The following is a 15,336-nucleotide window of genomic DNA, read 5'->3' as shown; positions in this document are numbered from 1 at the left end:
TCTGGTTTGTACTCCGCGCCTGACCAAAGGGATACGCTATGAATGTAATACGCAGAAAATGGCAGGGGCTACCGCGCGGTATCGTGGTAGTGATAACGGCATTAGTGATTTATATCCCGCTGTTATTTATCGTGGTGCAGAGTTTTCTTTCCGCCCCGTTTTTTGCCCGCAGTAAAGAATTCAGTCTGGGGGCCTTTGAGTTTATTTTTACCGACCCCGACTTTTATCTTGCGCTGAAGTCCGGTTTTATTCTGGCGGTGGGGCTGGTGCTGATTGCGATACCGCTGGGCGGGATCCTCGCGTTCTTAATGGTGCGTACTGATTTGCCCGGACGGCGGTTTATTGAACCGCTGATTCTGGTGCCGATTTTTGTTTCCCCCATGGTACTGGCGTTTGGCTATGTGGTCGCCGCCGGGCCGGTCGGTTTTTTCTCGCAATGGGCAGAGCAACTGCTGGGGTTTGTGCCGTGGAATATCTACTCGATGTTCAGCATTGTGGTGATTGCCGGGCTGACCCACGTTCCGCATGCCTATCTCTATATCTCGTCCGCGCTGCGTAGCGTCGGTTCGGATGTCGAAGAGGCGGCGCGGACGGTGGGGGCCTCTCCGCTGCAGGTGATGACCTCGGTCAGCCTGCCGATGGTACGTCCGTCGATTCTCTATGCCTGCGTGCTGCTGTTTTTCCTCGGCCTTGAAGTGTTTGGCCTGATGCTGGTGCTGGGGGACCCGGAAGGCAACATGGTGCTGGCCACCTACCTGTATAAGCTCACCAATAAGCTCGGGACGCCCTCCTATCATCTGATGGCGGCGGTGGCGGTGGTGCTTATCTGTATCACTATCCCGCTGGTCATGTTGCAGCGGCGCCTGATGCGCACGGCCAATCGGTTTGTGACCATGAAGGGCAAAGCGTCGCAGGCACGTGCGCTACCGCTCGGCAAGTGGCGCTGGGTTGCTGGCGGGGTGGTGGTCTTCTGGCTGACCGTGACCATTGGCGTGCCGCTGATTGGCGTCGCCATGCGGGCGTTTATTTCCAACTGGGGGGTAGGGGTTTCTCTGTGGGATGAACTGTCGCTGGCGACCTTCCGTAATATCTGGCAGCAGCCGAACCTGCTGCGGGCCATCGTCAACTCCATGGCCATCGGTGTTTTTGGCGGCGCGCTGGCGGTTCTCTGCTATCTGTTTGTCGGCATTGCGATGCATCGCAAAGCGGATAATGTCACGCGCTTTCTCGACTACAGCGTGCTGGTTCCGCGCGCGGTGCCGGGCCTGTTGGCCGGACTGGCATTCCTGTGGGTGTTTCTGTTCCTGCCGATGTGGCTGGATCAGTCGCTGAAAAACGGCTGGCTCTCCGCGCTGCCGGTGGCCGACTGGCTGCGCGAACATCTAATTGTCCAGCTGCGGGCGCTGCGCAATACCATTTTCAGCGTCTGGCTGGCCTACACCGTGGTGTGGATGGCCTACGGGCTGCGCTTGATCTCCTCAACCCTGCTCCAGGTGGCGCCGGAGCTGGAGGAAGCCGCCCGCAGCAACGGCGCCTCGCAGGGCCAGGTCACTCGCCACGTTACGGTGCCGCTGTCGCGCTATGGCCTGATTGGCTCCTGGCTGCTGATGTTTTTGATCTTTGAGCGTGAGTATTCCACCGGCGTCTATCTGCTTTCGCCGGGAACGGAAACCATTGGTTCGATGCTGGTCTCGCTGTGGGCCGCGGGAGCCATCGATATTGTCGCCGCGCTTTCGTTTATCAATATCCTGCTGGTGGTGGTCGGACTGGGTATCGCCCTGCGCTTTGGAGTGAAATTACATGATTGAATTATCAGTAGAAAATCTGCATCTGACCTATGGCGACAACCCGGTGCTGAAAGGGGTGTCGATGACGCTGAAGCGGGGAGAGGTGGTGTCGCTACTGGGGCCATCGGGCAGCGGGAAAACCACCTTGCTGCGCGCGGTGGCCGGGCTGGAGAAACCCACCGGCGGGCGGATAGCCATCGGCAAACATACGGTCTATGACGGCAATCCGCGCAGCGAAATTCCGGCCGAGGCGCGCAATCTTGGGCTGGTGTTTCAGTCCTACGCCTTGTGGCCGCACAAAACGGTATTCGAGAATGTCGCCTACCCGCTCAGGCTGCGTAAGGTCGCCGCGGGCGAAATGAAACAGCGGGTGCAGGCGGTGCTCGATCAGCTGGGGCTGGGGCATCTGGGCAACCGGCACCCGCATCAGCTATCGGGGGGCCAGCAGCAGCGCGTGGCGATTGGCCGGGCGCTGGTCTACAACCCGCCGGTTATTCTGCTTGATGAACCGCTGTCGAACCTTGATGCGAAATTACGCGAAGAGGCGCGGGTGTTTCTGCGCGAGCTGATTATCAAACTGGGGCTGTCGGCGCTGATGGTTACGCACGATCAGAACGAAGCGATGGCGATTTCCGACCGTATCCTGCTGCTCAACAATGGCGTGATTGAACAGCAGGGGACGCCGCAGGAGATGTATGGCAATCCGGCAACCCTGTTTGCCGCCGAGTTCATGGGCAGCAATAACCGCCTGCACGGCAAGATTACCGCCGTAATGGACGGACGGGCGCGGATTGAAGGAGCCAGTTGGGCGCTGTGGGGGATGGCGGGCGGTCGGGTCAGCGTCGGGGAGGAGGCGACGGCGGTGATCCGCGTCGAGCGTCTGCGCCTTGGGGCGACGCCCCAGGATAATATGCTGGAGCTACCGCTGCTAACCAGTATGTATCTTGGCGATCGCTGGGAGTACCTGTTCCGTACCCGGGGGGACGATTTTGCCATTCGCGCCTATGGCTCATCGCTGCGCGACACGGAGCATTGTCACCTGACCTTCCCGGCCAACGACCTGTGGATTTTCCCGCGCGCGTAAGGCGGCAGGTTCTGAGCAGACGGTGAACCGTCTGCGCTGTCTGCTCACTTTATCGCCCGCACGGCGGGAAAAGCGCATAAAAAAGCCCCTGCATCGCGGCAGGGGCAAACCATGTCAGAGCATCATGGTATTAGTTAAAAACCATCCCGCCGTCGATCAGCAGCGACTGGCCGGTCATATAGTCGGAGTCCGGGCTCGCCAGATACGATACGCAGGCCGCCACATCTTCAGGCTCGGACAGCCGTCCCAGGGTGATGCGTTTGGCGAACTCGGCGGTCCCGTAGCCCAGCGGTTTGCCCGCCGCTTCCGAGATCTGACGATCGATCTCTGCCCACATCGGGGTTTTGACGATCCCCGGGCAGAAGCCGTTAACGGTGATCCCCAGCGGCGCCAGGTCGCGGGCGGCGGTCTGGGTCAGGCCGCGCACGGCGAATTTACTCGAGCTGTAGACCGCCAGTTCCGGATTGCCGACGTGTCCGGCCTGAGAACAGGCGTTGATGATTTTCCCGCCGTGGCCCTCTTTTTTAAAGGCGTCGACGGCCGCCTGAATGCCCCAGATGACGCCTTTGACGTTGATGTTATAGACCTTATCGATGGTCTCCTCGTCGATCTCTTCAATCGGCGTTGAAGGGGCGATGCCGGCGTTGTTGACGATAACGTCGAAACCACCCAGCGTTTTACGCGCCTGTTCGACGGCGGCAAAAACCTGTTCGCGGCGGGAGACATCGACCTTCACCGCCAGCGCCCGGCCGCCGTGCTGGTTGATTTCGGCGGCCACGGCTTGCGCCGCGGTATCGTTGTAATCGGCAATAGCCACGGCAAATCCGTCTTTCACCAGGCGCAGCGCGATAGCTTTACCGATGCCCTGAGCGGCGCCGGTGACAAGGGCGACTTTTTGCATGTTGTTTTCCTTTTTGTAGTGACTCAAAGTATTTGGCTGAGATGGAGTTGTCCCATCAGCAGAGGGTTATCGCGATAGTCGACCGGAATGGCGACCACCGCCGGGCCATCGACGTCCATGGCGGCACGCAGCGTCGGTTCCAGCGCGTCGGCGCTCTCCACCGAAAAGCCTTTGGCCCCGAAGGATTCGGCGTAGGCTTTGAAATCAACCGGGCCGAACTCCACGCCGGAGAGGCGCTGATATTTTTTCTGTTCCTGAATCGCCACCATGTTGTAACCGTTGTCGACCCAGATGATGTGCAGGATATTGGCCCGCAGCCGGACGGCGGTCTCCAGCTCCATGCTGGATTGCAGGAAGCCGCCATCGCCGGAGACCGAGACCACTTTGCGCTGCGGATTGACCAGCCACGCGCCGATTGCCCACGGCAGCGCGACGCCCATCGTCTGCTGACCGTTGGAAATCATCACCTGGCGGGCGCGGAAGCTGTACAGGTAGCGGGCGATCCAGATATGGAAGCTGCCCATGTCAACGGTGAGGGTGACATCGCTGTTGACGATATCCTGCATCGCCCGCACGATGCGCAGCGGATGGAGGGCGAATTGATTAAGCTGCGCACCGCGGCGGTCGAGCAGCTCGCGCTGATGCTGGCGATCGGTGAGGATCTCCGCCGCCTGCGGGGTTAACACCAGCTTATGGCTGATGCGCCCGGTCAGTTTGTTCAGCGTCGCGGCGATATCGCCTACCAGCTCGATATCCGGGGTGTAGTTACGTTCTTCATAAGCGGGCAGCACGTCGATATGCACCAGCGTCGCATTGCCGAGGTTCCACATCGCCGGTTCATATTCGACCGGGCTGTAGCCGATGCAGATGATCAGGTCGGCGAGGTGGAGCAGGCGGTCGCCGGCCTGGTTGTTAAACAGTCCGACCCGCCCGGCGAAGCGCGCGAAATGCTGCTGATTGACCGCCCCGGCGGCCTGGTAGGTACTGGTGACCGGAATATGGCTCTGTTCCAGCAACTGGTGCAGGGCACGGCTGTTTTCCTGCTGGCTGGCCATCAGTCCGAGCAGGAACACCGGGTTTTTGGCGGCGGCTATCATCTGCGCGACCTTCTCGATGGCCTCGTCCGGGGCCGAGCCCATTTGCGGAGCGTTGCCGGCCGGAAGAATCGCGCCGTGGGTGGGTTGATCGACAACATCCTGCGGCAGGCTGATAAAGGCGCTGCCCGGGCGTCCTTGTTCAGCGGCGCGGAAGGCGTTGGAGACCACTTCCGCCAGCGCGTCGGAGGCGGTCACCTCAACGGCGTATTTGGTCACCGGGCTGAACATCGCCACGGTATCCATGCTTTGATGGACCAGCTTGGCCTTGTCCGCGCGCTTAACCGCGCCGCCCAGCGCCACCACCGGATCGCCTTCGCTGTTCGCGGTGGCCATGCCGGTAATCAGATTCGAACAGCCCGGGCCGGAGGTGACTAGTGCGACGCCCGCTTTACCGGTCAGGCGGCCGACGGCTGCGGCCATAAACGCGGCGTTAGCTTCATGGCGTACGGGAATAATCCGGATGCTGGAGTCGAGCAGCGAATCGAAGACTTTATCTATTTTAGCGCCGGGGATACCGAAGACCTGGCGTACACCCTGGGCCTCAAGTTGACTGACTACCATATCCGCGCCGTGCGCCCACTGGCGTTCGTGACGTTGATTGTCCATATGAAGCTCCTTAGTTTTCTACCGCGCGAATGGCGGCGTCGAGATTGTCAGGATGCAAATCGGCCTGAAGAAAAGCGCTGTCGGCCGGGAGGTCAATCAGCAGCTTGTGGATCTCGCCGAAGGTCAGTACGCCGTTATCGAGTTGGTAATCCAGCAGATGGCCGCCGCCCTGGCGATCGTCGGTGATGAAATGCTCGTGATAGCCAGCGACGTTAATCCCCTGCATATGCTGCGGGGTGCGAAAACCGACCAGTATCCCTTTGCGCTGGTTGAAGCGGAATACCGGCTGGTCGTCGAGAACATCGGTCATCGCCCGGTAGGGCGGGGTCTGACGGGGCACGGTCCGGGTATGGGCGTGGCGAAAATGGCCGTCGATATGCAGGGCGCAGAACAGATTGTCGGAGGGGATCTGCTGGTCGATTATCTCGTGCAACTGCTGGCGGTTTACCGGATGGTCGAAGCTGACGCGGTACTGCGGCCGAAACCAGGTCATCACCGCGAACGGCGTTTTTTGCTCCGGGCGGGCTTTGCGCGCGCTGCCGTCGGCGCGCAGCTGATAGACTTCGCTGCTGAAGGCGATCAGCTCACCGTCAAGTTCATTAAAGGTTCCGAGACCGAAGTCGCCGTGGGTGAGCAGGTCAGCGATGGTGGTATTGCCCTCATAGACGCCGCTCAGGAGCGCGCTCATCAAAGAGGTCTGATAGATAACGCTATCAGGATGGCGGGCAGAAAAACCGCGTATGGTTTCGCACAGGCTCTGCTGGCAGGTGCATGCAGAAGGATGGGTCATCAGATACTTCCTCGTTCAACACAGATAAGAAAGATTAAATAATTGTTGACCCGATTCAGCTCTCAGTTCCAATATAGAAAACATGCTGGTTTGAGACGTTTTTGATATGGAACTTCGTTATCTACGCTATTTTGTCGCCGTGGCCGAGGCGCGGAATTTCACCCGCGCCGCTCGGGAGCTCGGTATTTCTCAACCGCCATTAAGTCAGCAGATTCAGCGGCTTGAGCGAGAAATTGGCACACCGCTGCTGCGTCGTCTGACGCGGGGAATCGAGCTGACGGAAGCGGGGGAATCGTTTTATGAAGATGCCTGCCAGATCCTGGCTCTTAGCGACGCGGCGCTGGAAAAGACCAAAGGCATCGCCCGCGGGATGAACGGAAGCCTGGCGTTAGGCATCACCAGTTCTAATGCTTTTCATCCGCAAATTTTCGCGCTGCTGCGCCAGTTTCAGCTCCGCTATCCGGCGGTCAGCCTGCGCCAGGTCGAGGGCAATATGGCGGCGCTGATGAGCGCGCTGGGGGACGGGGAGCTGGATATTGCCTTTGTGCGTCTGCCGTGCGAAAGCAGCAAAGCGTTTAACCTGCGGATTATCGATGTGGAGCCGATGGTTATCGCCCTTCACCGCGACCACCCGCTTGCCGGTGAGGCCATGCTGACGCTGGTACAGTTGCGGGAGACCGCGCCGATTCTGTTTCCGCGCGAGGTGGCTCCGGGGCTGTATGAGCAGGTATTTAATAGCTGTTTGCGCGCCGGCATCGATATGCGCCAGGCGAGGCAATCTTCGCAACTCTCCTCCTCCTTAAGCATGGTCGCCGCCGGATTCGGTTTTGCGCTGGTGCCGCAGTCGATGTCCTGTATTCAACACCCTGACGTCATCTATCACCCGCTGGCGGGGACGCCGGTGACGACGGATATTGCGATTGCCTGGCGGCGATTCGAACGTTCGCGAACGGTAAAACGTTTCCTGGAGATGTTTTAGCTGCCCCGGTCTGCTCTCGAGGCTGTCATCCGGGGTCGGGCGCGGCTATGCAAGGTAGACGTTAGCCGCCGTCGGACCGCGCAGGCCGTTGACCCGGCGAAATTCAACGCGAATACCTGGGATAATGTTTTCTGATTCACCTGGGGATAAGGCGGAAATATGGACCTGAACGTCTTTACGACCATCGGAGGGAATAATAAGGCCTTTGCCGGTTTTATTATCAAACGCTTTGACAATGCCTGTCATTTTTTGCAACAAATAAAATCCTTGTAAAAATAAGTACCGTCGCACTATACCTTAATCGGACAATAAAGCTATCGATTTTATTTTTTATCGGAGCACTCTTACCGCCGGAAAAATAAACCTTGCTAATAAATATACCCTGTGCATTAATAGTCTGGTCGGTTTGTCAGACAGAAAAAAGTTCATCAAAGCAGTTCACTAAAGCCGTTCTCATATCCAGGCGTTATCGCTGATATCTCTTTCCTTGAGTCCCTTCATTAAGTGTTAAGTTGATTGCGTGCGCAAACCCGTTTGGCGATTAAGGACGCATACAAAGGAATATTGAATGTCGAATAAAATGACTGGTTTAGTCAAATGGTTTAACGCAGATAAAGGCTTCGGCTTCATTACGCCGGCCGACGGCGGCAAGGATATTTTCGTCCACTTTTCTGCGATTCAAAACGAAGATTTCCGCGCCCTGTTTGAAGGGCAGAAGGTCGAGTTTGTGGTCGGCAGTGGCGCGAAAGGCCCGGCGGCGACAAACGTTTCCATCTTAGGATAAGTATGCTGAACGTGGGTGACCGGCGCTAGCGAAGATGGCAGCAGCCTGAGTAGACCGCTTCACCCAAATAACAGGCAGCATAAATTTAAAACCCGCCAGCGTGCGGGTTTTCTGTTTGCCAGAAAATAATGGCCGATGGCGTCATTCATTCAGTGCGATAAGAATAATTTAATCAGCGTCTGGCATCAGGCGATTAAGCCGCATTTTTTGCTGTGGTCTGGAAAAGTTTGTGGCAATAGGGGCAAATGAGCCGGGAGCCTTTTTGTACTCGGCTGAAGCTATGTTCGGAATCCTGGGAGCAATGAGGGCAGGTACATTTTACAAGATAATTACGGCGGTTTTTGCTATCTTTCCGGTCTGACATAGGATTTCCTGGCTGATTTAATGGCCTGAAACCATACAGCATTATTAAATAAATAGCCCGCACTCATTGTCTTTTGGCGAAAATAAACCGGCGGCAGGGAGATATTTCGTTGGAGATAATGTGGCACGCCGGGCGCTGCTCAGAAGGCGCGGGGGCCTCCTGAGCAGGTGGGCGGTTATTGCGCGACCCAGCCGCCGTCGATGTTCCATGCCGCGCCGCGCACCTGGGCGGCGCCTTCGCTACAGAGAAACAGCGCCAGCTCCCCCAACTGTTGCGGGGTGACAAACTCGCCGGAGGGCTGCTTTTCCGCCAGCAGCTGTTCGCGGGCCTGCTGCGGATCGCTACCTTCAGCGATACGTTTATCGATCTGCTGCTGAACCAGCGGGGTTAACACCCAGCCGGGGCAAATCGCATTACAGGTCACGCCGGTGCCGGCGGTCTCCAGCGCCAGCGTTTTGGTCAGACCGACCACGCCGTGTTTGGCGGCCACGTAGGCCGACTTCTCCTTCGAAGCCACCAGGCCGTGAACCGACGCAATATTAATGATTCGCCCCCAGTTACGCGCCCGCATCCCGGGGAGCGCCAGACGACTGGTGTGAAAGACGCTGGAGAGATTGATGGCAATGATATCGTTCCATTTCTCTACGGCGAAATGCTCCACCGGCGCCACGTGCTGGATCCCGGCGTTATTAATCACAATATCCACGCCGCCAAATTGCGCCTCGGCGTAGGCCATCATCGCCTCAATTTGCTGCACATCGCGCAGGTCGGCAGCGTGGTAGCCCGGCGTTTTGCCGACCTGCGCCACTTCTGCGCGCGCGGATGCGCTATCGCCAAAGCCGTTGAGAATCAGCTGCGTGCCGGATTTTGCCAGCACCTTCGCGATCCCTAAACCGATACCGCTGGTTGAGCCGGTGACCAGCGCCACCTTTGCGTTCAGATTCATGGTATTTTCCTTCGTGATGCCGGTTATATTGCCGCATTAGACAATACCGGTTAAATAGAAGACGGCAATGACAAACAGAACCGCCAGACTTTTAATCAGGGTAATGGCAAAAATGCCGCCGTAGGCCTGACGATGGCTGAGGCCGGTGATCGCCAGCAGGGTAATGACCGCGCCATTATGCGGCAACGTATCCATGCCGCCGCTGGCCATCGAGGCCACGCGATGCAGCACCTCCAGCGGAATATCGGCGGCGTGGGCGGCGGCGATAAAGGTCTCCGACATCGCCGCCAGCGCAATGCTCATCCCGCCGGATGCGGAGCCGGTAATCCCCGCCAGTACCGTCACGCTGATGGCTTCATTCAGCAGCGGGTTGGGAATCGCCGTCAGCGCCTTTGATAACACCAGAAAACCGGGCAGCGCGGCAATGACGGCGCCAAAACCATATTCCGACGCCGTATTCATCGCCGCGAGAATGGCGCCGCTGACGGCGGTGCGGCTGCCTTCCGCCAGACGTCCGCGAATATTGCGAAAGCCGAACACCAGCACCACGACAATGCCAGCCAACAGCGCCGCTTCCACGGCCCAGATAGCGGTGATTTTGCCCACTTCGGTGACGACCGGTTTCGCCAGTCCCGGTAGAACCAGCTCGTTGGTGGTGCCGTACCACCGCGGGATCCAACGGGTAAACAGCAGGTTCAGCACTCCCACCAGCAGCAGCGGGGCAATGGCAATCAGCGGATGGGGAAGGTTGAGGTTATCCGGCGTATCCGGCTCGTTTTGCAAATCCGTGCCGTAACCTTCTCCCGCCTGCTGGGCTTTACGGCGTTGACGCTCCAGCCATAGCAGGCCAAAGGTGATGATAAACAGCGAACCGATCAAGCCAAGCCAGGGGGCCGCCCAGGCGTTGGTGCCGAAGAAACTGGTGGGGATAATGTTCTGGATCTGCGGCGTGCCGGGCAGGGCATCCATGGTGAATGAAAATGCGCCGAGCGCGACGGTGGCCGGAATCAGCCGTTTGGGGATCGCGCTCTGGCGGAACAGCTCGGCGGCAAAAGGGTAGACCGCGAAGGCCACGACAAATAGCGAGACGCCGCCGTAGGTTAGCAGGGCGCAAACCAGCACGATGACCGGGATGGCGTGACGTCGGCCGAGGATCTGAATGGCGGCGGCGACGATGGCGCGCGAGAATCCCGACAGCTCGATCAGTTTGCCGAACACCGCGCCCAGCAGAAATACCGGGAAGTAGAGCTTTACAAACCCGACCATTTTTTCCATAAACAGACCGGTAAAGGTCGGTCCGACCGCGCCGGGGTCGGTGAGCAGCACTGCGCCGAGGGCGGCGATAGGGGCAAAGAGGATAACGCTATAACCTCGATAGGCTGCCAGCATCAGTAACGCCAGCGCGGCCAGGGCGATCAAAACACTCATCACGACACCTCACTCTCATTGTTATTGGCTGCAGTTCGAGAAGCTACGGTTTCAGGGCATAGCGCAGGAGGTGCTGCCGACGCGACTGGATACGCTCCAGCCGGGCATTATCCCAGCGATAAAAGCCTTGTCCGCTGCGCGCGCCGGTCTCGCCTCTGGCGACCTTTTCCGCCACCAGTTCCATCATTTGCGCGCCGCAGGCCAGCTCCGGCAGCAGGTGCTGACAAATATCCTGCACCGTCGCCAGCCCGGTCATATCGGCTGCCTCCAGCGGGCCGACCATCGCGTAGCGGCGGCCGAGGGAGGCGCGCATCACCCGATCCACCACTTCCGGCGAGGCGATACCGCTGTGGACGATATGCAGCGCCTCGCGCAGCAGAGCGAACTGCAGGCGGTTGCCGACAAACCCCGGTGCCGCCCGCTGAAGCACCACCGCTTCCAGCGCCGCGGTGGTGAAAAAGTCGCTCACCAGAGCGGGGAGTTCCGCTCGCGTGGCGCTGCCGGGCACCACTTCCACCAGCGGAATAAAGTGCGGCGGGTGCCAGAAGTGGGCGATCAGGAGCCGCTGCGGATGGACCATGCCCTCGGCAAGGCTATCCGGCGGCAGGCCGCTGGTGTTGCTGGCAATAATCGCATCGTCGGCAATCAGCGTTTCCAGCTGAGCGTACAGCGCATGTTTGAGCGCTAAACGTTCGGGAATCGCCTCAATCAGCAGCGTAGAGTCCGCCAGATCGCTAAGGCTGGCGGTCCCGACTAAGCGCGCCACAACCTCCTGCTGGTGGGCGGCGTCAAATTGTCCGCTCTCGTGCAGCTCATGCAAAATAGCGGCGGCAACGGCGGGCACTTCCGCCAGACGCGTCGGGTCGGTGTCATACAGTCGTACCCGGTGGCCGTGGCGAGCAAAGTGGCAGGCGATACCGATACCCATCAGTCCGGCGCCCAGTACCGCCAGCGTTGGTTTATACATAGTGACTCCTGTTAGCGTGCGATCGTCATAGCGATACCCTGCCCACCGCCCACGCAGAGGGTGGCAAGCCCTTTGCTGACGCCCCGGCGCTGCATTTCATGCAGCAGGGTGACGAGGATCCGGCAGCCGGAGGCGCCGATAGGGTGGCCTAGCGCAATGGCGCCGCCGTTGACGTTGACTTTACTGCTCTCCCAGCCCAGAGACTGGCCAACCGCCAGCGCCTGCACGGCAAAAGCCTCGTTAGCCTCAATTAAATCCACCTCGTCCAGCTGCCATCCGGCCCGCGCCAGCGCTATCTCGCAGGCGCTGACGGGGCCAATACCCATGACCGCCGGATCGACCCCCGCCACGGCGGCGCTGACAATGCGGCCCAGGACCGGCAGCCCCAGCTCCCGGGCTTTGTCGGCGCTCATCAGGAGCACCGCCGCCGCGCCGTCGTTGAGCGAAGAGGCGTTGCCGGCGGTGACGCTGCCGTTTTCCTTGCGGAACGCCGGGCGCAGTTGCGCCAGCTGCGCTGGCGTGGTGGCCGGACGGGGCTGTTCATCGTCGCTAATGGTCTGCGGCTGCTGCTTGCCCTGCCTGACGACGATCGGTACGATCTCTTGCGTAAAACGGCCCGCTTCGATAGCCGCCGCCGCTTTCTGCTGTGAACCGGCGGCAAAGGCATCCTGCTGCTGGCGATCGATGGCATAGCGGTCGGCGAGGTTTTCTGCCGTCACCCCCATGTGATAGTCGTTGAAAGCGTCCCACAGGCCGTCCTGAATCATACTGTCCTGCATGCTGCTGTGGCCGACGCGCAGTCCGGCGCGGGCGCCGTCAATCAGATAGGGGGCATTGCTCATGCTCTCCTGACCGCCGGCGATGACCACCTCGGCGTCGCCGCTACGGATCGCCTGAACCGCTTGCTGCACGGCTTTCAGCCCGGAGCCACACACCAGATTCACCGTCACCGCCGGGCAACTGACCGGCAGGCCGGCGCGCAAGGCGGTCTGACGCGCTGGATTCTGTCCGCAGCCAGCGGTTAAAACCTGGCCGAAAATCAGCTCGTCGACTTGCGTTGCCGGCAGCGAGCAGCGGGCCAGCAGGCCGCGCACGACCTCGGCGCCGAGGTCAACGGCGGAAAGCGCCGAGAATACGCCGCGAAAGCTGCCGATAGGCGTTCTGACCGCGCCGACAATCACCACTTCTTTCATGTTGCCTCCTCAGTTGAAACGCATTTCGCAGACGTCGTCCGGAACAATCAGGCGTCCGGCGGTTTTGCGCCTGATTTCGTCGAGGGTGACGCCCGGTGCGTATTCGCGCAGGACGAAAGTGCCGTCGCGTATCTCCAGCAGGGCGAGGTCGGTCAGCACCCGCTGGATACAGCCGACGCCGGTCAACGGCAAGGTACAGCGCGGCAGGAGTTTGGATTCGCCGTTTTTCGCGGCGTGGGTCATCACCACGATGATATTTTGCGCCCCGGCCACCAGATCCATGGCCCCGCCCATGCCTTTCACCATTTTCCCCGGGATCATCCACGAGGCGATATTGCCCTCAACGTCAACTTCAAAGGCGCCGAGAACCGTCAGATCGACATGACCGCCGCGGATCATGGCGAAGGATTGCGCCGAGTCGAAAATCGCCGCGCCGGTCCGGGCGGTGACCGTCTGTTTCCCGGCGTTGATCATATCGGCGTCGAGTTCCGCCTCGTGCGGGAAACCGCCCATGCCGAGCAGGCCGTTTTCGGATTGCAGCATGACGTCAATGCCTGCCGGGATGTAGTTGGCCACCAGCGTCGGGATGCCGATCCCGAGATTGACGTAGTCGCCATCGCGCAGCTCCCGGGCGACGCGGATGGCCATTTGTTCGCGAGTCAGCATAATCAGCGGCTCCCTGCGCGCAGTGTGCGCTGTTCAATGCGTTTCTCGAACTGGCCGACGATCAGCCGGTCGACGTAGATGCCGGGGGTATGGATTGAAGAGGGCGCAAGTTCGCCCGGCGGCACTATCTCTTCCACCTCGACCACCGTAATGCGACCGGCGGCGGCCATCAGCGGATTAAAGTTTTGCGCCGTATGACGATAGATTACGTTGCCGTACCAGTCCGCCTTCCAGCCTTTGACGAGGGCGAAGTCGCCGGTGATGGCCTCTTCGAGGATGTAGTGCTTACCGGCAAACTGGCGCACCTCTTTGCCTTCCGCGACCGGCGTACCGTAGCCGGTCGCGGTGTAAAAACCGGGGATGCCCGCGCCGCCGGCGCGAATTTTTTCCGCCAGCGTGCCTTGCGGCGTAAGCTCCACCTGCAGTTCGCCGCTGAGCGCCTGCTGTTCAAAGAGGGCGTTTTCGCCGACATAAGAGGCCACCACTTTGCGTACCTGCCGCGTTTGCAGCAGGATGCCGAGGCCGAAACCGTCGACACCGCAGTTATTGGATACCACCGTCAGCCCCTGCACGTTCCGGCGTTTGACCTCGGCAATCAAATTTTCGGGAATGCCGCACAGGCCAAAACCGCCGGCCAGCACGGTCATACCGTCCGTTAATCCTTCCAGCGCCGCTTCGTAGCTGGCGACGCGCTTATCCAGTCCTGCCATGTTTCACCTCCGCTGGCTTGCGATGGGGCTATCATTGGCGGCGCAGACTGATTTGTTAATTTTGAATTTGTGACCTACTCATTGGGTTTTTTTATTAATTTATTGTTAACTAAATTTTTTCAATTAGTTAACGGGGTGAAAAATGAGAATGAGTGTCAAACAGTTACGCGCGTTTTTAGCGGTAGCTCACACTCTGAATTTTGCCCACGCCAGTGAGCGGCTGAATATTTCGCAGCCAGCCCTCAGCCTGACCATCAAAGGACTGGAGGAAGGGCTCGGCGGCGCATTGCTGCAACGCAGCACCCGCCGGGTGACGCTGACTCAGGAGGGGGAAATCTTTTTACCGATGGCCCGCCAGCTGCTGGCCGACTGGGATAACGTCGAAGAGGCGATGCGCCAGAGCTTTACCTTGCAGCGCGGCAAAATCTCAATCGCCGCCATGCCCTCGTTTGCGGCAAACGTCCTGCCCGAAGTGTTGAAAGCCTTTCGCGATCGCTATGCCGGGATTAACGTCACCGTTCACGATGTGATAAACGAGCAGGTGATAGAAATGGTGCGTGAAGGGCGGGTGGAGATGGGGATCGCCTTTGAACCGGCGCCGACCAATAATCTGCTGTTTACCCCGCTGGGCGTTGACCGCTTTATCGCGATTGTGCCGAAATCATCGCCCCTGGCCGGCAAGCCGCGTCTTTGCTGGCGCGAGCTGCTGACGCTGGATTTTATTACGCTGCAGCGGCCTTCAGCGGTCCGCCTGATGCTGGAAGAGGAGCTGGCGCGCAGCGGCCGTCAGCTGGATGTCGCGCTGGAGAGTCACCAGCTGGTGACGGTGGGCAGAATGGTGGCCAGCGGCCTCGGCGGCAGCGCCGTCCCGGCGCTCTGTCAGTCGCAGATGCAGGCGCTGGGCGCCGTATGCCTGCCGCTGGATAACCCGCCGATTGAGAAGTGTATCGGGGTTATCCATGCCGGTCATCTGCAGTTGTCGAAGGCGGCGCAGGCGTTGCTGGGGACACTGAAAGGGGCGCTTGCGGCTTGAG

The 15,336-nt window shown here is 59.6% G+C and carries 16 protein-coding genes; 5 read left to right on the top strand and 11 right to left on the bottom strand.

Annotated elements, in window-relative coordinates:
* Positions 1 to 38 precede the first annotated feature (38 nt).
* A complete protein-coding gene (locus tag FNY10_RS10020; protein ID WP_160704624.1) occupies positions 39 to 1,808 on the top strand; it encodes an ABC transporter permease subunit in 1,770 nt (589 codons plus the stop codon).
* A complete protein-coding gene (locus tag FNY10_RS10015; protein WP_100683620.1) occupies positions 1,801 to 2,871 on the top strand; it encodes an ABC transporter ATP-binding protein in 1,071 nt (356 codons plus the stop codon). Before FNY10_RS10020 ends, FNY10_RS10015 begins: the two co-directional genes overlap by 8 nt.
* A gap of 130 nt (positions 2,872 to 3,001) precedes the next feature.
* On the opposite strand, the gene FNY10_RS10010 is transcribed toward FNY10_RS10015, so the two are convergent.
* From FNY10_RS10010 to budA, 3 genes are read right to left on the bottom strand one after another with little or no spacing between them, the layout of a single operon-like run.
* Positions 3,002 to 3,772 (bottom strand): (S)-acetoin forming diacetyl reductase, encoded by a 771-nt coding sequence (locus FNY10_RS10010; protein ID WP_100683621.1) that lies wholly within the window; start codon positions 3,770 to 3,772, stop codon positions 3,002 to 3,004.
* A gap of 23 nt (positions 3,773 to 3,795) precedes the next feature.
* A complete protein-coding gene (gene alsS / locus FNY10_RS10005) occupies positions 3,796 to 5,475 on the bottom strand; it encodes an acetolactate synthase AlsS (RefSeq protein WP_160704626.1) in 1,680 nt (559 codons plus the stop codon).
* Positions 5,476 to 5,485: 10 nt separating this feature from the next.
* The gene (gene budA, locus FNY10_RS10000) at positions 5,486 to 6,265 is read right to left on the bottom strand and encodes an acetolactate decarboxylase (RefSeq protein ID WP_131047951.1); all 780 of its coding nucleotides are present in this window, start codon (positions 6,263 to 6,265) and stop codon (positions 5,486 to 5,488) included.
* Between the two features lie 106 nt (positions 6,266 to 6,371).
* On the opposite strand from budA, the gene FNY10_RS09995 reads away from it, so the two are divergent.
* Positions 6,372 to 7,244 (top strand): LysR family transcriptional regulator, encoded by an 873-nt coding sequence (locus tag FNY10_RS09995; RefSeq protein ID WP_131047952.1) that lies wholly within the window; start codon positions 6,372 to 6,374, stop codon positions 7,242 to 7,244.
* Between the two features lie 45 nt (positions 7,245 to 7,289).
* Here FNY10_RS09995 and cspF read toward each other — a convergent pair whose 3' ends face one another.
* Positions 7,290 to 7,502, bottom strand: a complete 213-nt coding sequence (gene cspF / locus FNY10_RS09990) for a cold shock-like protein CspF (RefSeq protein WP_100683625.1) — start codon at positions 7,500 to 7,502, stop codon at positions 7,290 to 7,292.
* 310 nt (positions 7,503 to 7,812) lie between these two features.
* Here cspF and cspA point away from each other — a divergent pair, with 310 nt between their 5' ends.
* Positions 7,813 to 8,028: a cold-shock protein gene (gene cspA, locus FNY10_RS09985; RefSeq protein ID WP_160704628.1), complete on the top strand. Its 216-nt coding sequence runs from the start codon at positions 7,813 to 7,815 to the stop codon at positions 8,026 to 8,028.
* A gap of 193 nt (positions 8,029 to 8,221) precedes the next feature.
* Here the strand turns inward: cspA and FNY10_RS26890 are convergent, their stop codons facing one another.
* The 7 genes from FNY10_RS26890 to FNY10_RS09955 all read right to left on the bottom strand — a co-directional run bounded on the left by FNY10_RS26890 (position 8,222) and on the right by FNY10_RS09955 (position 14,302).
* Positions 8,222 to 8,392 (bottom strand): YnfU family zinc-binding protein, encoded by a 171-nt coding sequence (locus tag FNY10_RS26890; protein WP_227521270.1) that lies wholly within the window; start codon positions 8,390 to 8,392, stop codon positions 8,222 to 8,224.
* A 175-nt stretch (positions 8,393 to 8,567) separates the two neighbouring features.
* A complete protein-coding gene (locus FNY10_RS09980; RefSeq protein ID WP_160704630.1) occupies positions 8,568 to 9,338 on the bottom strand; it encodes a 3-hydroxybutyrate dehydrogenase in 771 nt (256 codons plus the stop codon).
* Positions 9,339 to 9,374: 36 nt separating this feature from the next.
* On the bottom strand, positions 9,375 to 10,769 hold the full coding sequence (locus FNY10_RS09975) for a GntP family permease (RefSeq protein WP_416309043.1): 1,395 nt from the start codon (positions 10,767 to 10,769) through the stop codon (positions 9,375 to 9,377).
* 40 nt (positions 10,770 to 10,809) lie between these two features.
* Complete coding sequence (locus tag FNY10_RS09970) at positions 10,810 to 11,733, bottom strand: 3-hydroxyacyl-CoA dehydrogenase family protein (RefSeq protein WP_141964455.1); 924 nt, start codon at positions 11,731 to 11,733, stop codon at positions 10,810 to 10,812.
* Positions 11,734 to 11,744: 11 nt separating this feature from the next.
* Entirely contained in the window at positions 11,745 to 12,926 is a 1,182-nt protein-coding gene (locus FNY10_RS09965) for an acetyl-CoA C-acetyltransferase (protein ID WP_160704634.1), read from the bottom strand.
* Between the two features lie 9 nt (positions 12,927 to 12,935).
* Positions 12,936 to 13,592: a CoA transferase subunit B gene (locus FNY10_RS09960; RefSeq protein ID WP_131047957.1), complete on the bottom strand. Its 657-nt coding sequence runs from the start codon at positions 13,590 to 13,592 to the stop codon at positions 12,936 to 12,938.
* A 2-nt stretch (positions 13,593 to 13,594) separates the two neighbouring features.
* Positions 13,595 to 14,302, bottom strand: coding sequence for a CoA transferase subunit A (locus FNY10_RS09955; RefSeq protein WP_160704636.1), 708 nt, complete (start codon positions 14,300 to 14,302; stop codon positions 13,595 to 13,597).
* Positions 14,303 to 14,444: 142 nt separating this feature from the next.
* On the opposite strand from FNY10_RS09955, the gene FNY10_RS09950 reads away from it, so the two are divergent.
* Positions 14,445 to 15,335, top strand: coding sequence for a LysR family transcriptional regulator (locus FNY10_RS09950; protein WP_160704640.1), 891 nt, complete (start codon positions 14,445 to 14,447; stop codon positions 15,333 to 15,335).
* Position 15,336 lies beyond the last annotated feature (1 nt).

The sequence above is a fragment of the Klebsiella sp. Lac1 genome (genome assembly GCF_009825425.1).
Taxonomy (GTDB): Bacteria; Pseudomonadota; Gammaproteobacteria; order Enterobacterales; family Enterobacteriaceae; genus Klebsiella; species Klebsiella electrica.
This window is presented reverse-complemented; position numbering and strand designations above follow the sequence as displayed.